This is a genomic window from Candidatus Poseidonia alphae (assembly GCF_943787815.1).
Classification (GTDB): domain Archaea; phylum Thermoplasmatota; class Poseidoniia; order Poseidoniales; family Poseidoniaceae; genus Poseidonia; species Poseidonia alphae.
The window spans coordinates 119,885-144,588 of sequence record NZ_CALSNW010000001.1; the positions used below are offsets into that span (position 1 = coordinate 119,885).

General features: G+C 50.8%; 15 protein-coding genes and 1 tRNA gene. 9 read left to right on the top strand and 7 right to left on the bottom strand.

Going from position 1 to position 24,704, the window contains the following annotated elements; translation table 11 throughout:
* Positions 1-5 precede the first annotated feature (5 nt).
* Together gdhA and AAA857_RS00605 are read right to left on the bottom strand one after the other, a co-directional pair.
* Complete coding sequence (gene gdhA / locus AAA857_RS00600; RefSeq protein WP_338172023.1) at positions 6-1,361, bottom strand: NADP-specific glutamate dehydrogenase; 1,356 nt, start codon at positions 1,359-1,361, stop codon at positions 6-8.
* A 106-nt stretch (positions 1,362-1,467) separates the two neighbouring features.
* Positions 1,468-1,914 (bottom strand): hypothetical protein, encoded by a 447-nt coding sequence (locus AAA857_RS00605; protein ID WP_338172025.1) that lies wholly within the window; start codon positions 1,912-1,914, stop codon positions 1,468-1,470.
* A gap of 163 nt (positions 1,915-2,077) precedes the next feature.
* On the opposite strand from AAA857_RS00605, the gene AAA857_RS00610 reads away from it, so the two are divergent.
* The 4 genes from AAA857_RS00610 to AAA857_RS00625 all read left to right on the top strand — a co-directional run bounded on the left by AAA857_RS00610 (position 2,078) and on the right by AAA857_RS00625 (position 5,421).
* The gene (locus AAA857_RS00610; protein ID WP_338172029.1) at positions 2,078-2,452 is read left to right on the top strand and encodes a ribbon-helix-helix domain-containing protein; all 375 of its coding nucleotides are present in this window, start codon (positions 2,078-2,080) and stop codon (positions 2,450-2,452) included.
* Between the two features lie 24 nt (positions 2,453-2,476).
* Positions 2,477-2,677: a hypothetical protein gene (locus AAA857_RS00615; RefSeq protein WP_338172031.1), complete on the top strand. Its 201-nt coding sequence runs from the start codon at positions 2,477-2,479 to the stop codon at positions 2,675-2,677.
* Positions 2,678-2,781: 104 nt separating this feature from the next.
* Positions 2,782-4,899: an ATP-dependent DNA helicase gene (locus tag AAA857_RS00620; protein ID WP_338172033.1), complete on the top strand. Its 2,118-nt coding sequence runs from the start codon at positions 2,782-2,784 to the stop codon at positions 4,897-4,899.
* A 48-nt stretch (positions 4,900-4,947) separates the two neighbouring features.
* Positions 4,948-5,421: a hypothetical protein gene (locus AAA857_RS00625; protein ID WP_338172035.1), complete on the top strand. Its 474-nt coding sequence runs from the start codon at positions 4,948-4,950 to the stop codon at positions 5,419-5,421.
* Positions 5,422-5,427: 6 nt separating this feature from the next.
* On the opposite strand, the gene AAA857_RS00630 is transcribed toward AAA857_RS00625, so the two are convergent.
* From AAA857_RS00630 to AAA857_RS00645, 4 genes are all read right to left on the bottom strand, one after another.
* Complete coding sequence (locus tag AAA857_RS00630) at positions 5,428-14,334, bottom strand: transglutaminase domain-containing protein (RefSeq protein WP_338172037.1); 8,907 nt, start codon at positions 14,332-14,334, stop codon at positions 5,428-5,430.
* A gap of 89 nt (positions 14,335-14,423) precedes the next feature.
* A complete protein-coding gene (locus AAA857_RS00635) occupies positions 14,424-17,399 on the bottom strand; it encodes a hypothetical protein (protein ID WP_338172039.1) in 2,976 nt (991 codons plus the stop codon).
* Between the two features lie 94 nt (positions 17,400-17,493).
* Positions 17,494-17,577, bottom strand: a tRNA-Leu gene (locus AAA857_RS00640).
* Between the two features lie 36 nt (positions 17,578-17,613).
* Positions 17,614-18,357 carry an SDR family oxidoreductase gene (locus AAA857_RS00645; RefSeq protein ID WP_338172041.1) on the bottom strand — a complete coding sequence of 248 codons (744 nt, stop codon included), beginning with the start codon at positions 18,355-18,357 and terminating at the stop codon, positions 17,614-17,616.
* A 155-nt stretch (positions 18,358-18,512) separates the two neighbouring features.
* On the opposite strand from AAA857_RS00645, the gene lipA reads away from it, so the two are divergent.
* Genes lipA through lpdA form a run of 5 tightly spaced genes read left to right on the top strand, consistent with a single transcriptional unit; the run spans position 18,513 to position 24,511 of the window.
* Positions 18,513-19,520, top strand: coding sequence for a lipoyl synthase (gene lipA / locus AAA857_RS00650; protein ID WP_338172043.1), 1,008 nt, complete (start codon positions 18,513-18,515; stop codon positions 19,518-19,520).
* A gap of 9 nt (positions 19,521-19,529) precedes the next feature.
* Entirely contained in the window at positions 19,530-20,771 is a 1,242-nt protein-coding gene (locus tag AAA857_RS00655; RefSeq protein ID WP_338172045.1) for a thiamine pyrophosphate-dependent dehydrogenase E1 component subunit alpha, read from the top strand.
* A gap of 9 nt (positions 20,772-20,780) precedes the next feature.
* Entirely contained in the window at positions 20,781-21,791 is a 1,011-nt protein-coding gene (locus tag AAA857_RS00660; protein WP_338172047.1) for an alpha-ketoacid dehydrogenase subunit beta, read from the top strand.
* 2 nt (positions 21,792-21,793) lie between these two features.
* A complete protein-coding gene (locus tag AAA857_RS00665) occupies positions 21,794-23,071 on the top strand; it encodes a dihydrolipoamide acetyltransferase family protein (protein WP_338172049.1) in 1,278 nt (425 codons plus the stop codon).
* A gap of 9 nt (positions 23,072-23,080) precedes the next feature.
* Entirely contained in the window at positions 23,081-24,511 is a 1,431-nt protein-coding gene (lpdA, locus tag AAA857_RS00670; RefSeq protein WP_338172052.1) for a dihydrolipoyl dehydrogenase, read from the top strand.
* On the opposite strand, the gene AAA857_RS00675 is transcribed toward lpdA, so the two are convergent.
* Positions 24,499-24,681, bottom strand: a complete 183-nt coding sequence (locus AAA857_RS00675) for a hypothetical protein (protein ID WP_338172054.1) — start codon at positions 24,679-24,681, stop codon at positions 24,499-24,501. The two genes, lpdA and AAA857_RS00675, sit on opposite strands and share 13 nt — an antisense overlap.
* Positions 24,682-24,704 lie beyond the last annotated feature (23 nt).

The following is a 24,704-nucleotide window of genomic DNA, read 5'->3' on the forward strand; positions in this document are numbered from 1 at the left end:
AAGAATCAAACAATTCCTTGAGCCATCATTGCTTCGGCAACCTTGAGGAAACCAGCAACGTTCGCACCGAATACATAATCGCCTTCCCGTCCGTATTCCTTGGCCGTTTCGAAGGCGTTCTTGTGGATGTTGATCATGATGTTCTCAAGACGCTCATCAACTTCTTCACGACTCCAACCAAGGCGGAGTGAGTTCTGTGACATTTCGAGTCCAGAGGTAGCAACACCACCGGCATTGCTTGCTTTTCCAGGTGCGAAAAGAATTCCAGATTCATGGAACACTTCTACTGCTTCTGGTGTGCAGGGCATGTTTGCACCCTCACCAACAGCGATAACGCTGTTTGCGACAAGCATCTTTGCTTCTTCACCATTGATTTCATTTTGAGTAGCACAGGGTAGAGCCACATCCACATTTACGCCCCAAAGTCCGTTAAGGGAGGGTTCAGGCTCGCTCGCTGTGAAGGTTGCTGAAGGGAACTGCTTGGGGTATTCAGAGATACGCCCACGCCGGTTGTTCTTCAAGTCCATGATCCAAGCCAACTTTTCTCGGTCGATTCCATCAGCATCATGAATGAATCCAGAGGAGTCGGACATGGTGACCGGCTTTCCACCAAGGTCGAGGACTTTTTCGCATGCAAATTGAGCGACGTTGCCCGACCCCGAAATGGATACAGATGCACCCTCAAAGGACTTGCCTTTGGTAGCGAGCATCTCACGAGCAAAGTATACCAGGCCGTATCCGGTGGCTTCGGGACGGACCAGTGAACCACCGTAGGAAAGCCCTTTTCCAGTCAAGACGCCACCTTGGAATTCGTTCTGCAAGCGCTTGTACATACCGAACATGTAACCGATTTCTCGCCCACCAACACCAATGTCTCCAGCGGGGACATCGCAATCTTGGCCGATGTGGCGCCAAAGTTCCATCATGAAGGACTGACAGAACCGCATGACTTCACCATCGGACTTCCCCTTTGGGTTGAAATCTGCGCCACCTTTTCCGCCACCCATTGGGAGTCCGGTAAGGGAGTTCTTGAAAATTTGCTCAAATGCAAGGAACTTCAAGATTGATGCATTAACACTTGGATGGAAACGCAGCCCGCCCTTGTAGGGTCCAATTGCACCGTTGAATTGGATTCGAAACCCACGGTTCACTTGGGTTTCTCCAGCATCGTCGACCCAAGGAACTCGGAAGTGAATCAAACGTTCAGGCTCTACAACTCGCTCAACAACGGACACATATTCCGGATGGGCTTCCAGTACAGGCTCAAGGGATTCAAGAACTTCTTTCACCGCTTGGTGAAACTCTGGTTGGTCTGGGTCACGGGCTACAACTTTTGCATAAATGGCGTCACTAGGGCTCATCTTTCTTCCTTCTAACACATTAGTGTTGAGGCGCCCTAGCATAGGCCCTTTCTAATGGTTGTCCCTAGTTTACCTCAACAAAGCCTGAACACAGGACCAATTGGATTCAACGATAGGGGCAAACGGTGATGAACCGTTCAAGCCGTTCGATACGCCTTCGCCCTTTAGCGTCAATCTCACCCATTGCACGGATTGCTTCTTCAATGAGTGCATGCTGATCTTCCTGAACGCCAATCGTCTGGCGCAAATGATCAAGCATCGCCCATTCGTCTTCTGAAATAACATCATCATCCAGAGCGGCGATGAGAGCTGATTGGTAGGTGGTGACGTCACCAATATGGTGTCCGCCGAAAGCGTCATCCTCCTCAAACGGCGAGGGAACTTCCCCTAGGATGACCGATCGGCATTCCGCAGTATCTGCAGGCGCAACCCCCAGGCATCGCGAGAGGACATGAAGGATTTGGGCTTCATCTTCTGTAACGATGGCGTCCTCAAAAGCGATTTTAAGAATTTCAAGGTATAGGTAGAGGCCACGGCTTGGGACGAGAGGCATGAACCGTGGTTTCGCTCCCTTCTCTTTCAAACTTCGGTCGTGTTTTAATGAACTCGTCGATGAGGTGCTGAATACAAGTGTATTACAAATTATGACAAATCGTAATTATATGGTTACATTTATATGATGACCGCATCTGTCTACAGATAACGGAGGAACCAAGATGAGCCAACCAACCAGTGCAGTATCACTCAGAATCACTGAGGAGGATCTTGCATTGCTTGATGCTCAAGTCGGGCTCAAGGGCTCCAGGAATCGTTCGGATGTCGTAAGAATGGCCATCCAAGAATACCTCCACAACCGCCCACTCCTACAGGATATGGAAACCATTCGAATCCCGTTGGGCCGCCACGACCAACAACAACTTGGGAAACTCTACGAGTTGCTTGGAGTCACTCCCGAACTCGCCGCCCAAGAAGGAATCAAACTCTACATCGCCAAGGCTACAGCTTCCTTGGCGCCGATCAATAACACACTCGATGCAGTTCTGGAGGCGTCCAGAGCAGCAACGATACGACGCAGTGAATACCAAGAATAATGGTGAGAGAGCGGAGGGGATGGGATGATTTGGCAAAACTCTGGATACAACCTAAGTGGAGCCACCCCAACGGCCAAGCAAGTTCGGTCAAACTTGCATGGCTTTGCCTCATTGTGTCAGCGTGCCCGTCATGCACGCCTTGGCCCTGGTTACCCCAACCAAAACCCCACAACCCCCCCCTTGGATGACGGCCAGGGGGACTCCGATTCCACTCCAGCTTGCTGAGTTGGTGGTTCCCGTGCCCAGCCCCCACATATCTGGGCACATCGATTTGGAACCAGCGTAAGCCATCCCGCTCAATCCCAATCCTTTAGGAGGGTCGTCTTCGCATGAGCGATATGAACGACGGGAATGAGGTGATTCAACCACCGCATTTCCCGTTCCTTGCCCACACACAACCTCGGCCTGGTCAACTTGAGATGATTCAAGATTCCATCAAGGCGCTCGAACAAGGGGGTTACCACCTCGCTGCAGCCCCGACGGGAATCGGGAAGACTGCTGCATCTCTAGCCGCAGCCCTTCAAGTCGCAAGCCAGCAGCCCCAAAGGAAAACGATCTTCTTCCTCACCTCCCGTCAAACACAGCATCGCATCGTTGTCGATACGGTTCGTAAAATCAACCAACAACGAGTGGGCATGGCCCCAATAAGACTTGTAGACATGGTCGGACAAGCAGGAATGTGCGTCCAAGAATTCGCCAAGGAATCGTCCGTTGTGTTTTCCCTCATGTGCAGTCAAGCCCGAAAATCAAGGTCATGCAGGCCTTGGATTACCAGCGCACCTGGACTCAAGGAACGAATTCTAGAATCACCTCTTCACGTTGATGAACTCGTATCCCTTACCCGAACCCATACCGTTAACGGTGAAGTGACCCAAGCATGTCCTTGGAAAGTGGCCCGTGAAGCCGTGAATGGAGCAGATGTTTTCGTTGGAGATTACAACCACCTCTTTGACGAAGGCGTTCGTGATTCAAGTTTGAAAGCCATGGACCTGTCCCTTGAGGACATCATTGTTGTTGTTGATGAAGCACACAATCTACCCGACCGAATCCGGCTTACGCTTGAGAAACGACTCACGCAGACCATGATCCGGAACACGTTTGCTGAATTGGAAGAGTATGTCGGCACGCTTCAACAATCCATGAACATGCCTGGGGGAGAAATGCTGGCAGCAACCCATGATTTAGCCTACTGGGCTTTCGAGGTTATTCGAACCTCAAGGAAGAGTTTTGCAGACTTTTTCAGTCGTCTTCGCTCATCCTTAACCGGTGACAAGGAAGAGTGTGAAGTTCAAGTTGAAACCCTCCTCCAAGTGTTCCACCGTGCCTGTGATGAAGTTGACGGGATTGTCGGTCAAAAGAATTTGAATTCCCCACCTGTCCAACAACGTAAGCATGGCATTGACCCAGCCGTCAGAATTCATCAATTGCGAGACATTCTTTCAACCGTGGATGTTGATATGGACGCTGGAGACGATGGAAATCCAATGGAGCCAAACGCTCATCGTGTCGCCCAAATTTTAGATTGTCTCATTCGCTTCGGCTCCACAACTGCAATGACGATGGTGTACGATACAAAAGGAAAGGATGGTCGAATCACAACCCACCTGCTCGACCCAGGATTGGTCTCGAAACCTGTCCTCACCGGCTCAGCCGGTGCCGTACTGATGTCTGGAACGCTGTATCCACCCACCATGTACGCCAATATCTTGGCGCTACCGACAGCCAAGACCACCGCTGTAGCCTATGCATCTCCTTTTGCCGCTATGCGACGGCCGGTGCTGGTGGCCTCGGATGTAACGACGAAATATACCGAACGAACCCCTCAAAACACCGATTTAATGCGCCAGCACATTCAATCCCTCATTGACACGACGCCAGGAAACGTTGCTGTCTTTGCCCCATCCTATGCACTCCTCAATTCCACTGTCGCAGAAGCTCATTTCTCTGGTGTTCGGATGATGGTTGAGGACCGTAATTGGACCAAACAAGATTTAGATCAAGTGGTAGAAACGCTCCTCGAAGAAAAGAAAGCTGGCCGGCGTATTTTACTCGCCGGCGTATTCAATGCTCGTCTTTCCGAGGGAGTTGACTATCACAGCGGTGCACTGGATGCGGTTGCGTGTATTGGCATTCCAAATTCACCGCCTTCCGTATTATCATCTGCGCTCAAAACACACGCTGAAGAACGCTTTGGAAGGAATCTTGCATGGAGGTATACCGTTTCTCAACCAGCGATCAATTCCATTTTGCAAGCGATGGGGCGTCCTATTCGCTCGATTGGAGATAGGGCTCTCATCGTGTTGTTGGACCGGAGGGTTACAGAACGAACCTACGCCTCTTGTTTCCCTGACGACCTGAGAATGAACGAATCGAGCGGGCCCGAATCAACTGGACATTTTGCTCGGAGGTTTTTCTCCAAAATCCAACCCGACTCCACGCTGGAGTGAAGGAAGAGTCGTCCGAAGGTTCATGTGGGCTCGTCGTATCCAAACCTCATGGACGAATGGTCACCTCTCGCAATTGAGCAATCACTAAGCACGAAGAACGAACATTCTGACGCACCCAGTTTGGACGGTTTTTCACCCGATGCATCGATGCTCCAAGCCAATTTTGAAACCGAGTCAACACACCTCTCAGAAGTTCGCCAACTGCACACAGAAGTTCTGGTCACTGCCGGTATGCTGCCAGAAACATCACTTGCAGAAGTAGAACCTGAACGGGCTCTTTCTTGGATTGTTGAATCCATCAATGGAAGAATGAACCCCGACGGCTTGACCATCCCGTTGTTGGGAACAACATACGACAACCTCCACCTGCGGTTCAAAACCATCAACGACCAAACCGTTGTTCAACTTCAAGTCAATGATGGAGACCTGCCCCCTTTGGTCAAGGAAATCCCACTTCCAAAGGAAGCTTCATCAAACCTAACTGCCGAATTCAGCAACGGTCGTCTTCATCTTCGCTGGTGAGCAACTTCAGCGCTGAGGGAATTTCTGAATCTGTTCGATTTCAGTACCCATTCGCGTCAGTGATTGCACGGCCACTTCTTGATGCTGACTTCCCATTTCTTCTCGGCTGTAACGAGCCATTTCAAAGGTATTGTCCAAGGCTGTGAGGGCGTCATCTGAGACTCCATGCAACGCCTGACGGATGGCAAATTCAAACTCACGGACCGTTTCGAAATCTCTTCTCAAGAATCCTCGTTGTTGGAGGAGACCACAGAGGTCCTGGTAACACGTGAAGATTGATTCACGGACGGCATCACCAGCGGCGAGCAATTCAGCGGTGTAGGCAAACACTTCAGCAGCGTCTTTCAAGAGGTCATCAGAAGCAACCTTGCGGCGGTAGAGGACGACTCCTCCAGCGATCAAAGCTCCCAGCAACAGAACCATCACATAGGCCCATGGGGACACCGTTGATTCTTCAGCAGCGTAGGAATATTTCAATTCAAATCCTTCGCTGCGCAGGGCTTCGAAGTCTTGTGTACTTTGGCTGGAGATACGTGGGTCGTTGATGACAATATCCATGGTGACTTCGCCCCAGAAGGAATAGTCGCCATACGGTGGGTCAGCAGGGAAGTCAAACTGCACCACACCAGAATTGTCAGTTTGGCGTTGCTGAGAGGCAATTTGACTGTTGTTTTCATCATAAAGATAAACCACAACGTCAATGCCTGGAATTCCATTCTTGGTATCTTTAGCGGTGATGAGGACTTCAATATCAATCTCTTCTTGAACCCCTTCAACTATGGCTCCAATCGTGGGTACGATGTTTGCATCGACCTGTACAAAGACTGCCTTGCTCACGGTTCCTGCATTCAGATGGTTTGAATCGTTACGAGCAGAGTCGACTGCAAAGTACTGTGAACCTACATCAAGCCAATAAGGTGCGGTTGCTGTCATTGAAAAGTTTCCATTGGCCCATGTAATGAGGACGGTTGGGAAACATTGAGCACCTTCACGGCCATTTGCACATTCTGAACCGTTGCCGATGGTCAAAACGAGGTCTTCAAAGACTTCTCCTTCGCCACCTACTTCCTGTACTGAACCGGTATAAACGATTGGTGCAAACACGTCATCAGAACGCGTTACAATCGACGTCGAGGTTGGGTCAAGCGTAATGATCACGTCCGACCAAACCATTAGGTTGCTGTTGGTTGAAGCAGCGAGATGAGCCGTTGTACCTTCGAAACTAACGGACAGTGTGTGCTCTCCACGAGCAAGGTCCATTGTCGCAGGGATGCTTGCGGACCATAATCCGTCGGCACCGGTCACGGTCGAGAACAATGGAACTCCATCCATCGAGATGTCAACCATCATTCCAACCAAACCCTCTCGTTCGACCGTATCATAATCATACAGGCGGCCGTTAACCTCCCATGAATCACCACGGGTGGCCTCGATGCCGTCTTCAAACAGAAGCGTAACCCAAGAGCGATGCGAGAGGAAGAAGGTCACATTTCCTGTACCTGAGCGGTAGTATCCTTGTGAAGCCACATCCGCTTCAAGCGTGTGGTTACCGAATGCGAAGATGTCGGGAACAAACCAATCATAAGAAAATGCCCCGTTTTCATCGGTAGTGATTGAAGTGATGACAATTCCTTCTACAACCAACTGAACTTCATGCCCAGCGATTCCAAGCAGTTGATTATCAACTACAGTCCCGCTTACAGTAACCGTTTCATTGACGGCAACTGGAGAGGTCATATCAACGGTCACGAGGATCGGGCTAAAGATCTCCCAAACACCTGTTGCATTGCTCGGCAGGTAGGCCACTGTCCCAGTGAAACGAATCTCAACAGAGAGCGGACCAAGTTGTGCGTCAGCAGGAACCGGGTGGACGGCGATGAAGTATCCGTTTTCATCGGTCGTGGTATTGGTCAACCATTCTCCATCAAGCCAGATTCCAATCGTCAAATTCGGCAGGCTGTTGTCAACAAGGTCAACCAGTTGACCTTCAAGGGTCATGGTTGATTCACGGTCTGCCTGGCCAGTTGGGGTCAAGAAGATAATTTCAGTAGGGACACTGACGTTGAAACCAACGGTTTCTGAACTCGGCAAGTAGTATTCCGGATTGACGATATCTCCGTAGCCGACTGGGTCAACCCAGTCGCGACCACCGCGGAATTCGACCCCAATCACGTGAGGCCCAGCTGCTGTGTCTTCAGGTAACGTGTATCCAAGGGTGTAGGAACCGTCGGTTGCATTGGTCTCAATGCTGGCCACTGGAACACCATCAATCGTGAGATGAACAACTGCAGTCGCAGGTGCGCCTGCTTCCACAAGCGGCATTCCAAGGTCGTCAAGCAACGTCCCACTGACCGTTAATGAATCTCCAGCAGTGAGGACGGTTGGAGCATCTGCAATGGTAAGGTTGGTTGCGGCCAACACAACAAAGAGCGTTGTACCGTTTGAACCAATGATTCCAGTTGTACCAGAGATTCCAACGAAGGATGCCCGAATGTCTGCGGGGCCGACTGATGAGTCATACGGTACGAGAAGCGTACCAAAGGCGCTACCGTTAGGTGCAGTTACAAAGACGCCGCTTACGTTGGTTCCTGGAAGGGATACGGTCAGCGATTGATTGCCCATTGCCTCACCTTGGTTGTCACGCAATAGAACTTGGAAGGACACGTTGGTTCCGCGGTCTGTACGATCGTTCAACGAAGGTTGCCCAAGTCCGTCGAGGCTTGGTAGGATAAAGTCAAGTGTGGAGAAGCCTCTGGAATCAAAGGTTGTGTTGTTTTCAGACCCCACGTAATAGTTGACATTGGGGAGGTACGTTGCTTCCAGAACATGAGTTCCGGCGCCGAAGGTTTCAGTGAGGCGCAGGCTTGCGTTCCAGAATCCACCGGTACCAATTGCTCCACCTGTTACCGTAAACCCGGTTGGAACTCCATCGATGGAGAAGAGCACATTGGCGTTGGGCAACGTAATGTTATCGCGTTGAGTTAATCCTGAACCGTTGTCAGAAGTGACGCGCCCTGAAATGTTGAATTCATCACCGGCGACTGGATTGTCCGTAATGCTATCCACCACCATGAACGTCAATGACCTCACGGTGATTGAAGTCAAGTTTGCAGAGGTTGAAAGGAGGTCGGATGATCCGTTGTAGACCATTTGGACCACGATAAGACCCAGCGGGTGGTCGTAAGGAACCGTGTATGAGAAATTCGCAAAGCCTTCGCCGTCGGTAGTGGCGGATGTCAACCAAGTTTCGTGGAATTCAAGACCAACATCGTAGCCTGCAAGAGGTGCAAAGAGGTCCGATGCCTCGACAAGTTTAGCCGACATGTTGACTGTGTTTCCTCGGTTGATGACCACGGCATTGAGTGGAACCAGATTTTCTAGCCGAGAGACGCCCATGACCTGAATGGGCGTTTGAGCCGTTGCAGTAAGATAGAACGGTGATGATTCGTTGACAACCGAGATGACAAGCGTATGTGGGCCTCTTTGAGTCCCATTATTTGCGGTGTCTGTTGGAACGCTCATGTTGAAACTGCCGTTGTTGGTAGTGGAGAATCCGTTGAGAAGGAGTTCGTCAGGGTATTCAAGCCAAAAGACATTGAGTCGCACAGCTGAAATTAACGGCCGTGAACTGTTTTCTGCGTCTAGAACTTGCCCAACTACATTGAACGGAGTTCCTGCTGTAATGGTGGTTGGGACATTGTTGAATTGGATGTCACTCGTCACTTGAATGGTGATGTTCAGCAAGGTTGAGTTGCCGAGGTACCTCGTATTTCCTGCAGTTAATGATGAACTGATATCGTCCTGAATGATGACCATGAGGTCGTAGTATCCAGGGGCGATACTGGATGGCGTGAAGCTGAAGGTTGCGTTACCGTCTGCATCGGAGGAGACGGTGCCCAAGGAGGTATTGCTAACTCCGTAGTCCCAGATGTACTCAACCGATGCTCCACTGACGTTCGAACCGTCGGCAAGATCAGTGATCTTAGCGATCAAATCAACGGTATTGTTCATTTCAATGATGTAGTTCGGTCGTTCAGCCGTCACGACGACTTCAGATTCAATACCTCCGAGAACAGAGACCAACGTTGGAGGGCTTGGAGGTAAACTCGTGTCGAGGTAGGAGTAGTAAGCCCCACCGAGAGGCGCCTGGGATTCAAAGTCAAATTCGACCACGAAATCGTAGACTCCTGAACCGATTGTAGTCGGCATGGTGATTGGTATGTTGAAGGCCCCTGTGGAGTTGTTCAGCGAAGACTGAGCAATGTCAACCGGCCCGTCCTCGAGGTTAATGGTAACACGAATCTGAGTGTTGTTGTTCAGAACAGGTGTGTTGTAAAATGCATCAAAAATGTCACCGGACAAGAAAGTGGAGTTACCGATGTGGGTCCAATCCTGCCCAATGGAGAGGTTGTACCCAATCTCTGCCTGGACTCGGATGCTTCCATTACCGATTGAGGGTTGGTAATAATCTGAGCCGTTGAAAGAGATATCGATTGGATAGTCGTTTGCGACGAGATCTGCCGCAAGTGGCCAAGAAAACTCAACCACGTCGCCGGTTGGGTCCGTAGTCGTGTTGTACCATGTTCCGTCGAAGGAGAAGTCGTAATCTCCCAAAAGAACGAGGTCTTGAACAAATCCACGGTGGTCTGTGATCGACACTTCAACGGTTCCGTCAAAACCTCGCATTTGAGCAGACTCACCCACCTGGAACCCGAGGAAACCTCGCAAGAAGTACGGCACGCTCGTGCTCATGTTAGCGTCATCTGTCGCAGGGAGTGAGGCTGGGAAGAAACGCAGACGCACTTCAAGTTCGCCTGAACCGACCATCGTGGAGGATGGAAGGAAATGTTGGATTGAAAACGTCCCTGTGACGCTTGTGTTGAACACTTCAAACCAAACATCTCCGCTGTTGTTGCCTCGAATGGAAAATTGCAGCGTTCCGGTCAAAGGAACTGGAGCAGCTCCAACAGATACAGCCGAGCCGTTCACCCATATGTTGTCATCAAGAAGGAGGATGCTCTTGTTGGTCAGTGGTCCTTCAATGATCGCTGTCAGATTTGGCGCATCGGTTACGTTAAGGACGATTGATGTGGTTGTTGGGTTGAGATGGAAGGCTTCGATGGGGATGCCTGTAACCGATGTGTCCTGCCATCCGGAATACCCAAGCGTTGCAGAAAGATTTCCTTTGGTTTCAAATTCACTGAGATTCAAGGTGAATGTGAACGCTCCAGCGCTGTCAACAAGACCGGTGAGGTTCTGAGCACCGTCAACAGAAGAGGTATAGGTCAACCAAACGGTCTGATCCGGAAGTTGGAAGAACACGTCGAGAGGTTGATTTTCAAATTCGAGCAATCCTTCAATGACGGTAGTTGCACCTGCACCCGCAACGGGGGCATTGATCACGGCAGGTGCCGTGTGGAACAAGGTTGAATTCTCAGTCATGTTAACGTAGCTATCGTAAATTGCCCCTCCGTTTGGAACGTATCCAAACTGACGGTATTCAACGACGATGTTATGCATTCCTGGCGCAGTTGGTGCATCGGGAACGCCTGTGAAATTGAACGTTCCATTTGCGTCGGTTCGTCCCTCACTGATCAAGCGCTCCATAGGACCGCCCGGGCCCGGTACGAGATTAGCCTCAGAGACCGGGACGAGATAAGCAAAGACTGGGACTTCGGACGCAGGTGTTCCGTTTTCTGCATATCGGAGTTGACCTGTGACGTTGATATCTTGGGTACTGTCACGAGACCAGGTCAAGGTGGAAATGGTCTGGTTAACGACTTCCATTTCTTCCGCTGGCGGGCAGGGGTCGAAGGCAATCCATCCGAGGTCAGTATTTCCGTTAGCATTGTTTTGTTGCAGGCGGACTTCTGACCAAGTCGTTGCATCCGCTGCATATACGGCGTAGCCTTCACCGGTCCAAGAACCTCCCGAGTAGCCGGTCACTTGGCGTGCAGGTAGACCTGCAAGGCGAGCCATGGTCACGAACAGAGTGTTGAATTCTCGGCAAGAACCTTCTTTTCTTGTTTCAAGAATGTTAAGGGTTGTATCAAGAATGGACGGGGTGCCTGAGCCGTTGTAATTACGCTTGAATTCCGTAGAACTGTTTCCGTTGGTGAGGAACTCCTCAAGGGCTAGGGCAACGCTGTAAGCATCCGTTGCACCGGAATCGGTCACGACACCGTTGGTGACGTTGAATACATAGGAATGAACGTCGCTCGTGTTGATAAAGATCTCATCCGTGAGGAGCTCATACGGGAAGCCTTGCCCGGGAACAGTAGTGGATGCAAGCGTTGCCCAATCGAAGTAATATTCGGGTTCTTGGAACCAAAGTTCGTTGATGGGGCCTTGGTCAACCGTCACGGTATGCGTATCATTGTTTCTGGAGAACGTGGCTATCGCTTCAAACACATACGAGATGTTCGAATAAAACGATGGAACAGGAACCTGCCCTACATTGATTGGATTGTTGTAGTTAATGGTCCATTCAATGGTATCGTTGGCGAACGAGAGTGGAGCAAGATGCGTGAGGTTGCTGTAAGGAATGGACACTGCTTCTTTAGGATGGACGCTGTCAAGTTGTGCATAGGTAGAACCTGTGTAAAAATCATTGGTATTCACTCGCCAACGATGAACACTGTTGACGTCAACAACGCCTGAGGAGTTGTTGGCCCAGAAAAGTACATCGTTGTTGAGGATGTCATCAGTAGGGTCAAACGGGTCAAACGGTGAACCTGCGCAGTTAGCAACCCAATAAAGGTCAGGGCACTCAATTCCATCGAGTAATCCACCGCCGTCCGTATCTGGATTGGTCCAATCCGTTCCGGTCTGATTTTCAATCGCATCAGGGACTCCGTCGCCGTCAAAGTCGTCCGGTTGGACGTCATCACTCGGGTCGTTTTGAGGGTTGGTTCCGTCGTAGTATTCCGTTCGGTCGTTAACGCCACCCTGGTCCGTATCAAATGATGCATAATCCGTGACCCATATGTCTTGTGAGCCGTTGGTGATTCCAATGAAGTTCAGATCGCAACCTGTATTGTTTTCGAAATAATTGTTGAGGCCGTCGCCATCCGTGTCCAACAGATTCGCACAAGGTTCGTTTGGATCGGTATTGTCCGAAACCTCACCAAAGTCGTCTACGCCATCAGCGTCTGAATCAGCAATGTTTGGATTGGAGAACCATCCAAATGTGCCCAACAACTCCTGCCAGTCAGCAAGACCATCTTGGTCACTGTCTGTGTAATCGTCGTCACAATATTGTTGGGTGGAGCCGATGGTTCCTGCAGCGACCGCATCGGTGTGGCAGAACGAGCCATTTCGATTAGCAACTTGGCTGGGCGTAGCGCTTGGCCCGTTTGATACGCCTTGAAGCACGGTGTTCACTATCGTTGCATAAGCGAAGGACTCCCAAGACCCCGAAACGTTGTACCATCCTACGCCCCCGCCGGGATTAAATCCGCTACCGCTTCCGAGGGTGACTTGGTTTGAAGAGGAATCGTAACTTACGAATGTCGTTTCAAAGTTCACGAGTGAATCACAAGGATCGGTTCCGTGACTGATGTTTCGTTCGTCCCCATCACTCACGCCACCAAAGTCCGTATCCGCTACGTTCCAAAGCGTACAAGAGAGGTTTTCTTCCCAGTTCTGAATCCCGTCATTGTCTTCATCGCCGGCATCTTCTCTGCGAGTTGGGTCGGTTTCGCCTTCGTCCACCAGTCCGTTGAAATTTGTGTCTTCTTCACCATCGTCGAAGGCGTCGTCATCGGTATTGTTGTCACGAGGGTCGCTTGCTTGAGCAGGATTACCGTAGGCTCCGTTAACTTCGACACCGTCACGGATACCGTCACCATCGGTATCTGCAGCAGTAGGGTCGGTAAGAAGCGTAAGAGCTTCATATGAATCGTTGAGGCCGTCACCATCGGTGTCGGCAATCTGAGGATTGGTCGAAGTGATTCCGTCCACCTCGGCCGTGTAGGTTGCACAAGCACCGGGGCCAACGCCTTGAACAGGGTCGCAAGGAGATGTGGTTTCAGTGACTGCACCATCTGGGCCGTTTCTGAAACACGGGGATGACCCACACATTGTGGTCCAAGTCGGGTTAACGTATTCCATGAGGTTGGTCAACCCGTCGCCGTCAGGGTCACCATTTGGACCGTCTGCATTGGACGGAGAAGTTGCGTTGAGGTTGTTGGCTGCCTCCCATCCATCGTTCATTCCGTCTCCATCGGTATCCCATCCCGCTGGGTCTTCGTCAATGAGTCCGTCCCCGTCGTCATCGTCGCTCAAACAATCTGCATCTCCGTCGTTGTCTGGGTCTGCAGCATCAACAAAGCCGTCTTTGTCGTCGTCAAACCCGTTTGTACAGATGTTCCCCACAGGGTCTTCGTCGCACAAAATGATGCTGCCAGTTCCGTCTGAACCAGCTGCGCCGCAAGCAGGTTGATTGTACTGCATCGAGTTTTCTTCATTCCAATCGTTGACAGGAATGGTGCCGTTCCACCAAACGCCGTTGTCGAGAACAGAGCCCGTACTGGGGTTGTCCCAGCCATTGGGCATGAGGTAAGTGTATTCTTGCAGATTTGACATTCCGTCGCCATCAGGGTCGGCAACTGCACCGTCTGCTCCACTTGATGAAAGCGGGTCAAGTCCATACTTCCACTCCCAACCGTCAGGAAGACCGTCATTGTCGGAATCAGGGTCGTTAGGTTGTGTGTTCATCAGGTATTCCAAACCGTAAGTAAGCCCGTCCCCGTCTTGATCGGAGGCTGCTTGCACATCAATGGCTAAATATTCGATGGATGCAAGCGATGAGAGCACCATCAAAAGGGTCAAAAACACTGATTTTACAGCATTTTTACGCTCTGACAGGCGCAATTGAGGAGTCGCGGCAGTAAGGTTCGAGCCTGTCAGCATGGTTCTCACAATGGACGGTGGGTTTTATGCCTCATAAGGGAAATGGTACGATGTTCATACAACCCTAAGAAAAAGAGGTTGTTTTTGACTCAAATATCGTCAAGTTCTTCGAGCAATTCAAGGTCGTCGTCGTCGGCTTGGGCAACCACCGGTTCAGGAATTGACTCATCCAGTTCAGCCAACTCCTCTTGGAACAAACTCTCAGTTTCTTTATCCGGCACAATTGCTTCAAAGTGTTGTGCTGGCTGTTGCTTGCCACGCCGAGCAGCATAGAGCAAGAGAACGCCCAGAATCACATAGAACACCATGGTCTGAGGTTCAGGGTTGGTCAATTCACCAAACAAGCAAGAGGCTCCGCTGCATTCTGTGACGTACTGGAAGGCAAAGGTTTGTTCAAACTCTTCCGCATAGGGAGTTTCGTTATTCATCGGAGTCACTTTGAATTCAAAAGCCACTGATGCACTGTCCTTGAGTGATTCTGGGGCAGTCATCTTGAGACTGAAGTCCTTGCTTTCGTAAGCTGAGAGTTTCAGGATGAGGAAATCACTTCCAAGTTGATTGGACGTTGCACGGATTGCACCATCCCACCCGAGAGGTTCATCCAACAAAATAACCACGTCAAGCTCAACGTTGTTTTGATTGGTGATCTTGAATTCCAAGTTCTTCTCTTCCCCTGAGGAGAAACGAGAGGCTTCGGTCTTTGCGGTGATTTCTATCCTACCGGCTACGACGTCTTCCTTGATGATGACCTTAACCGGGAGGTCAAAATACCTCGGTTCATTCTCCTCCTCAACACCTTCTTCAATGATTCGAGTGTAAACGATGTGTTCTCCCGCTTCCACCTGTCCGTTCAGTTGCACACCGAGACGAATGTCAATGTATTCATCAGCAGGGAGGGACACTACCACGATGTTATCGTTGGTGTCGTTGGAAATGGAGTATTCCCACGCCGTATATTTAGGATTGTTATCTGCATTCCTCGACAAGTCCCTTGGGTTGATGATCCGCCAGGTTGTTTCGTTTCTACTTGTGCTCGAGGAGTCCGAGATACGTACGTTGTACCATACATCTTGATTTGGACTAACTGGGCCCACTTGGCCGAGCAAATTTTCATCACCCACTCCGTCACTATCGGCGATGACCTCTGCGAGAATGCCAAAGGTTCGGTGGACAGTAAACGCCACATCTGTTCTTAGTTCTGAATCTTCTGTACTTGAGAAGGCAAGTGAGAAGAGACCAATATCAAGGCTTTCTCGGTCCTCTGGCGGAAACACTTGCATGCGCACCGTCAACAATTGAGTGGACCCAATATCGCTGGTCAGGTGATAGATGCCATCCTCAGTAAGTTCTGCTCCAGTTTGATTGGAATAAAAGCGGTACTGCCAGTCATCGGGTTGCTCAAGGATTTTGATTTTGAACGAGTCCGTATCGAATCCGGAATTGAACACATCGATGTAGAAGTTTTCACTGCCGTTGAACGCATCGACATAATGCGATAGGCCTTCGTCGTAAGCCTCGGGTCGAGTGGAATCTGCTATTTGCTTTTGATGCTCTTGATCTTCGTAGACGGAGATACGAGGTGGAGCAAACACGTCGATCTTTTCAAAGTCTATTCTTAGGCTCTTGATAGCAACCTCTTCACTTTGGCCTTGATCGTTTGTTGCGTAAACCCTTGCCTCGATTTGAAGATAGTCAGGAGCATCGGACAAATCTCCTTCAGGGACGTCAATTAGCAACTCAGGGATAGCGGAATCGCCACCACCGGTAAGGGTGTAAGAGCCGCTGGCCTGACTCCACAAAGGTTCAGCCCATTCCATGGGGAGATTATCAGCGATGTCAAAGACGACGTCCAAACTTGATGATGCCGACCCCGTATGCTCAATGAGGAAATTGACTTTGCTGGTTTGACCTGGAGCATAGAGAACAACGTCCGGTTGGTTTTGGGGAACGGTAAGGTAAACATCATGTTCCAAAAATTCCAATCCGGGGTGTTCGAAAAGAAGCGAATGCCCTTGTACATCATTGATTTCCAAACGTACGGGGTACTCGCCAGAGGCCAAACCCGAAGCGGTGTAATTGTAAATCCCCACCAACCCATTGTTGTCAAGTTTTAAATCGTCGTCATCAAATTCCACCTCAAAAACTGAGGTGGCTTCGTTGGGTGTGCTCATGATAAGCGTAACGTCTTCAATATCTTCGCGGCCAAAAGCATCTTGGATTTCAACCGAAAAACGCATTTCACGGAATTCCAAACGGTGGTTGGGAGCCCATTCAAGTTTTTCTTCGTCGTTCCAATTGCAACCAAAGTCACCGTAGCAACTGTGGACACGTACCGATGAACCGGAAAGCGCATTGGTCATGATTTGCAATCGGGAATAGCTGTCTGCACTCCCGACCTTTCCAAATGCAAACTCAACATCGCAGCCGTTGGCTGATGGGAGGCCACCTTGACCGTCCGCACACTGGGCATCAGCATCAATTCGAATCTTGAGTTGTTTCCCCTGAGGGACTGTGAAGCCGTTACTGCCGAGCACGAATTCAACTTCGATGATGGCCCAAGTACAAGCATTTTGAGAGAGCGGGTTGGTTGAGCACGGGTCTGACAATTCCTTGCTCTCTGAAACAATTTGTGAATCTCCAGATTTGAGAGCAAATGTCGCGGTGGCAGTAGACCCGGTCGGTCCACTGAATTGATAGTAAATGGACAAGCGAGCAATGTTAGAGGCGCCCGTGCCGTTAACGTACAAGTCGCTGATCAATTCTGCACTCCTGAATTCAAGTCCATCCACTGCGCTTTTTTCTTCTTGACCATCGTTTGGGGGGAGCGTCGTAATCGTTCCTTGACCACCCACGGTTTCGTTTTGTTTGTCGAGATAGAGGTCGTAGGTTTGTTGGGTGTTTGTGTTTCTAAAGACGACCGGAGCGTCCTCCAATATCGCCTCTTGATTGTTGTCATTGGAAGCGAGAAGAACGGCGCTTGTTGAAAGAACCATCAATGCAGCCAAGAACACAGCGACTGAGTGCGAATGAGTTGCAGATTTGCTGTACAGCATCTTGTTCACCATGCCTCCGTGGTGCAGGGGGTGTTAAACGGTTTTGCATGGGATGCATCAACTTAACCGATTATGAACGATATAGCAGCGAAGCCGAACAGTGTGATGCAGGGGGTGGGATACGAACCCACGAACCCATACGGGACCGGATCTTAAGCCCGGCGCCTTTGACCACCTCAGCCACCCCTGCATTCTGAGCGGTGGCGCCTTCCTTCTTCAATGAAACTCAGGCGTCTTCAATAGACCAGCCACCGTCAACATGGAGCACCTGGCCTGAAAGATGGGATGCTTCGAGCAGATGAAGAACTGCCGAGGCAATATCTGAGGCTTGGCCCGAACGACCCATCGGGACTTTCTCGAGAACTTTGGTGAAATGTTCGGTTTCCCAATCCGCAGCCATAATCGCACCTGGCGCAACGCAATTAACATTCACATCCGGGCTTAATTCACCCGCCAGATTCAACATGAGTTGGCGCAACCCTGCTTTGCTAGAAGTATAATGAGACAGGCCTTCCCAAGCCTTGCCCCACGACGTGTCAACAATCCCAACTACAGAGCCTCGAGAACTTCGCAGTTCTGGAAGCAATTGCTGGGTCAAATAATAGGGCGCCTCCATGTGCAAACGGTTCAGGTTTCTGAAGGTTTCAAACGATGTCTCCTCAAATGTAGATTGGCTATAGAACGAAGCGTTGTGAACCAGTCCAGAAAGCCCATTCTCCTTGACGAGGGCGTGGTTCTTGACTTCATCAACCAGGTGTTTTAGTTGATCATCAACGGTCAAATCTGCCTGAAGAATCGCCCCGCATTTGCGGTTGTTTTGAGCCTCCGCTTGTTCGAGCAGTTCTTGTGCTGCTTGGCGGGAGGAACGGACATGGATCAACACAAACCATCCCGCATTCATGAGCCTGTTCGCAGTGGCTGCACCCAGCCGGTGGCCAGCCCCTGTAATCAGCGCAACTTTGGTGCTCATGGTACGAATGGCGAGGACTCAATTCATGAAACCTCGTATGAATTCACGATTCACACAACACCTTGACCAGCATGGCCTTGAATCACACACCTTTTTGATGGCCTCCTGCTGCCCCTTACTGAGGAGGGAGTAGCGTAGAAGGAAAACCCCTCCCAATGGCCACCCCCAAAGGTGACTCCGAAGCATCCTCAAAACGGCAAGGACGGCTCCCCAAGTGGTTCAAAACCCGACTGCCAAGCGGAGAACAACAAGCCATCTTCAACGCCACGAAAACTGCTGTTAAGGACAACAAACTCAACACAGTATGCGAAGAGGCGCGCTGCCCGAACATTCACGATTGCTGGGCTTCAGGCGATGCAACATTCATGATCGCTGGCCAGGAATGCACCAGAGGATGCCGTTTTTGTGCCGTTGGTACCATCAAGAGACCCCCTGCGCTTGACCCGGAGGAGCCTGCGCACCTCGCTCAGGCCGTATCTTCGATGAATTTGCGTCATGCCGTCATCACGGTGGTCAACAGAGACGACCTGCCCGATAGCGGAGCTGACCATTACAAACAATGCATTGATGCCGTTCACGCACATGCACCAGAGGTCACACTCGAACTCCTTTGTTCCGACCTTGCGGGAGATCACGTGGCGCTCAAACACTTATTGAACAACAGCCCGCTCGCAGTATTTGCACATAACGTAGAGTGCGTCCCCCGGCTTGATGCAACGGTCAGAGACGCACGTGCATCGTTCAACCAGTCTCTGGAAATCCTCAGGCAGGCCAAAGTGTTGCGTCCGGATATCCTCACCAAGTCATCCCTGATGGTCGGCGTTGGTGAAACCGATGAAGAAATTCTTGAAGCGTTGGAGTTGCTTAGAGAAGCGGGTGTTGACCTCATCACCATAGGTCAATATCTCGCTCCTTCTGCAAACCACCTTAGCGTTGACCGATTCCCTGAACCTGAAATGTACGATCTTTGGGCCATTCATGCCATCGACATCGGATTCTCTGGCATTGCAAGCGGCCCACTGGTCCGTTCATCCTTCAAAGCAGGCCTCTTGTACAGGAAAACAAAGGATGCAGCCAACACAGAAACAATGCCGGGTGCATACGTCCGTGTTGCTAACCACCAAACCAACTCACCGACACCCCTTAAGGTGGACCGGTCCTGAGGTGAAACGATGACGGAGAGAAGTACGGCTACAACCTCGCCCTACACGATTGGGGTTGCGCCATTCCGTCCCGGAGACACACCGTCGTTTGGCGACAGATTTGTTGAACAACCGGGTGATTTGAACCGTCCCGACCCGGCGACATGCTCTGCAGAAGACACCGCGCCTCATGCATCAGGTTTGGTCCGTGTACTCACCGATGATGGAGTCGCTGTTGGCGAATGGGACCCTGGCCTCGACGCTGCATCCCTTATTCAGGGTCTTGAATACATGATGCGACTTCGAATCTTTGACGATCGGATGATCAAAATGCAACGCACTGGAAAACTCTCCTTTTACATGCGATCGCTTGGTGAAGAAGCCGTGGCTATTGCTCAAACAATGGCGCTTGAAGACAACGATTGGATATTTCCATCGTACCGGCAACCCGGTGCGCAATTCGTACGAGGAAGGGACATGGTCAGTATGATCTGTCACTGCATCGGAAATACAGAAGATAACGTTCGTGGGCGACAAATGCCGGTTCACTACACGTGGAAAGAAGGACGGTTCATCTCCATCTCTTCCCCAGTAGGCACTCAGTTTTCACAAGCGGTTGGCGTAGCGATGGCCAGTGCTTACAAAGGCCTCGATGAAGCTTGTATCACGTGGCTTGGAGACGGTACCTCAGCCCAGGGAGATTACCATTATGCACTCAACTTTGCATCAACATTCAAACCCCCAGTCATCCTCAATGTGGTCAACAACCAATGGGCCATCTCCACACATGTTTCACTGGCCACCGGTGGACGAACATTTGCCGAGCGTGGACTCGCCTACGACATTCCCTCATTCCGTGTAGATGGAAACGACTTCCTCGCACTCTACAGCGTCACAAAGTGGGCTCGTGAACGGGTCTCTGCAGGACTCGGACCAACCCACATAGAAGTCTACACCTACAGGTCTGGCGCCCATTCCTCTTCGGATGACCCGTCAGCCTACCGGCCTCATAATGAAGCAGAATCTTGGCCAGGTGGCGACCCTGTAGAACGACTGCGAGCCCACCTCGTTAAAATTGGCGAATGGGATGATGAAAAGAACGCTGCACTGGCGGACAAAATTGATGCTGAAGTCATGACGGCTTACAAAGAAGCATGCGAATTCGGGGACCTTGCTACCGGACCTTACCCTCCTGCATCAACCATTTTTACAGAAGTTTACGAGACGGTCCCCTGGCACATTCAAGAACAACGAGAGGAACTGGGAAAGTGAGGTGTTAGCATGGCAAAAATGAACATGATTGCAGCCCTAAATTCTGCCCTGAAGCACCAGCTGCAGAGCAACCCCAACGTCGTCATCTTTGGTGAAGATGTTGGCTACTTTGGAGGCGTGTTCAGAGTTACTGCCGGACTCCAAGAAGAATTTGGCCATCACCGAGTCTTTGATTCACCTCTTGCAGAAGGTGGTATTGCCGCCATCGCAATGGGAATGGGTTTGAACGGACTACGACCGGTTGCTGAAATCCAATTCGCAGACTACATTTTCCCTGCCTATGACCAAATTGTCAACGAAATCGCCAAACTGAGGCACCGTTCTGGCGGAGAATTCACCAGCCCTGTGACGTTTCGAACACCAGCTGGTGGAGGAATCAAAGGAGGACACCATCATTCACAGTCCCCCGAAGCACAATTCACGCATACACCTGGCCTCAAAGTCGTGTACTGCTCTAATCCAAGAAATGCAAAAGGGCTGTTAACAAGTGCTATCGAATGCAACGACCCGGTTATTTTCTTCGAACCAAAGCGATGCTACCGTGGCCCGTTCTACGGAGACCCGCACAATGTCCCAACTTGGAACGACCATCCTGAGGGCGAAGTTCCCGAAGAGTACTACTCCATTCCACTTGAACAAGCTAATATCGTCCGAGAGGGCACCGCTTGCACCGTGATCGCATGGGGCGCAATGGTCCATGTGAGCGAACAGGCCATCAAGAATTCCGGTATTGATTGTGAACTCATTGACTTGCAAACCTTGGTCCCTTGGGACCGTGATACCGTGGTCAATTCAGTGAAGAAGACCGGGCGCTGTGTCATCGTCCATGAAGCGCCGAAGACCAGCGGTTTCGGGGCGGAAATGAGCGCTTCAATTCAAGAACGATGCTTCTACCACCTTGAAGCACCAATTCAACGAGTGACTGGCTGGGACACACCGTTCCCGCACACCACCGAGTGGGATTATCTTCCAAGTCCGTCAAGGATTGCAGAAGCCATACAGAAAACACAGGAGGAATAAACATGGGAACATTTGAATTTAAGCTACCGGATATTGGAGAAGGCGTTGTTGAAGGAGAAGTCGTAGAATGGCTGGTCGCCGTTGGTGACAGCATCAAAGAAGACGACCCTATTCTCTCCGTGATGACCGATAAAGCAACCGTTGAGATTCCCGCCCCTTGCGAAGGAACCGTCAAGAGCATCGTTGGCGAAGCAGGAGATATTCTCCCAGTAGGTGCTGTATGCATCGTTTTCGAAGTGGATGGAGACGGTAATGCCGGCGAAGAAAAAACCGAGATACCTGCCCCAGCCAAAGAAGAAAAGCCAGCAAAGAAAGCTGAAGCCGCTACCCCAGCAGCACCAACGCTTCCTCCCGTCGAAGCCGCTCCTGCCGCAGCACCCGTTTCTCGTGCAGCAGGTACGAAAGCACTCGCTTCACCTGCAGTCCGCCAACGAGCTCGCTCTGCAAACGTAGACTTGCAACATGTTGCGGGCTCTGGCCCTGCAGGACGCATCAGTCATGCCGACCTGGACCGACACATTGCAGGCGGCGCATCTGGAGCCTCATCTGCACGCCCAATGGGTGGCTCGGCGAAAGTAGAACGAAACGGCACTGAGGAAATCAAGGTCATCGGACTTCGTCGAAAGATCGCTGACGGCATGATGTCATCCTACAGCACCATTCCTCACTTCTCTTACTTTGAAGAAGTGGACGTCACGGCCCTGGAAGAACTGCGCCAACATCTCAACGCAACACGTCCAGAGGGTGCTCCAAAACTCACCTACCTGCCCTTTATCATGCAAGCATTGGTAAAGGCACTGGAACAGCGGCCAGAATGCAATGCATTGTACGATGACGATGCTAACATCGTCACTCGCCATGAAGCCATCAACCTTGGAATTGCAACTCAAACCGACCGAGGACTCTACGTTCCCGTGGTCAAGCATGTTGAAGCCATGGATATTTGGAGCGCTGCAACAGAAATGGTGCGTGTTACCTCCGCAACTCGAGATGGAAAAGCAGGTGTTGAGGACCTCAGCGGTTCAACCTTTACCATCACCAGCCTAGGACGCCTTGGTGGGCTTGGAGCAACGCCGATCATCAACAAACCCGAAGTTGGAATTCTTGGAGTCCATAATGCAAAGGATCGTGCTGTTGTTCGTAACGGCCACGTTGTTGTTCGCCGGATGATGAACCTCTCTTCTTCATGGGACCACCGTGTTGTCGATGGACATGATGGGGCCACACTCGTACAGTTGGTTAAAACTTACTTAGAGAATCCCGCTACAATTTTCATGTGAGGTGATGGTGTGAAAACAAAACAATGTCAAGTGCTCGTCATCGGAGCTGGCCCCGGAGGCTACGTTTCTGCCATCCGTTCGGCTCAACTCGGAATGAAAACCATCATCGTTGAGGGAGAACGTGCTGGAGGCACCTGCCTCATTCGCGGATGCATACCATCAAAGGCACTCATTCATGCCGCACACACCTTCCACAACCTTGCAAAGCACGCAAAAAAGGACGGCCACATGGGAATTTCAATTCCAAGCCCAGCTGAACTCAACATGGCCAACCTGGTCGGTTGGAAAGAAGGCATCGTAGACCGCCTCAACAAAGGGGTCGAGGCTCTTTTGAAGAATGCAGGAGCAGAACTGATCACTGGATGGGCTACCTTTGAAGACGCAAAGACTGTGAAAATCGGAGAAGGAAAAGATGCGACTTTGATTCAAGCCGAACACGTCATCATGGCGCAAGGCTCAGTACCAATTGAACTCCCATTCATGCCCTACGACGATCACGTGCTGTCCTCAAGAGAAGCACTCTCTCTCGAGAAGCTCCCAGACCACGTTGTCGTGGTCGGTGGCGGCTACATCGGTCTCGAACTCGGCATCACCTTCCGTATGCTCGGATCAGAAGTGACCGTGGTTGAAGCCATGGACTCGGTCTTGCCCTTGTTCGACAAAGAATTGCGCCGACCTCTCGAACTCTTTCTCAAGAAAAATAAGATCAAGGTTCACACAGGTGTCTTTGCCAAAGGTGCTGAAAAGCAAAAAGGCGGTAAAGTCAAACTCAACTTCATCGATAAAAACGAGAAGGTTGAGAAGAAGATGCAGCACGTCGTAGCCGACAAAGTATTGGTGACCGTGGGTCGGAAACCCGCTTCATCAGGACTTGAAAGCACTGGCGTTGCACTCGACGACCGTGGCTTCGTCAAAGTCAACGAGCGTTGTGAAACCAATATGAAAGGCGTTTACGCCATTGGAGACCTTTGTGACTTGGGCGAGATGCTGGCACACGTTGCTTCCTTCCAAGGTGAAATGGTAGCGGAACTCATCGCTGGCCACCGCAGAGCCTACGACCCAGTCGCAGTCCCTGCCATCGTATTCACAGAACCAGAAATCGTCTCCGTTGGTCTCTCTCCCGAACAAGCCAAGGAACAAGGCCATCCCGTGATTATTGGAAAATTCCCAATGGCCGCAAACGGACGCTCACTCACACAAGAAGCTGAAAAGACCGGTGGATTCGTCCGCGTCGTCGCTCGAGAAGACGATCATCGCATCCTGGGCATCCAAGGTGTTGGAACCCATATCAGCGAACTGGTTGGAGAATGGACACTTGCACTTGAGATGGGAGCTGTCCTCGAAGACATTGCACATACCATCCACGCTCACCCGACCATGACGGAAATGACCCATGAAGGAGTACTGGACACTCTAGGTCATGCGATTCACAAGATGTGATTTGGGTCGGCGGCGAAACAAAGCAACATGATGAGGACGTTGACTTCAAAGAGAAGCGAAAGAACGAGAGGGATGCAAATTTGGACACCCATAAGGCAGTGGATGTAAGCTTCTTTCAATCCCGAGGTCTTCTCAATCTCTGTATTTCGATGACACCACCAGTCAAGCATTCCGGCAATTCCCCAGAGCGGTA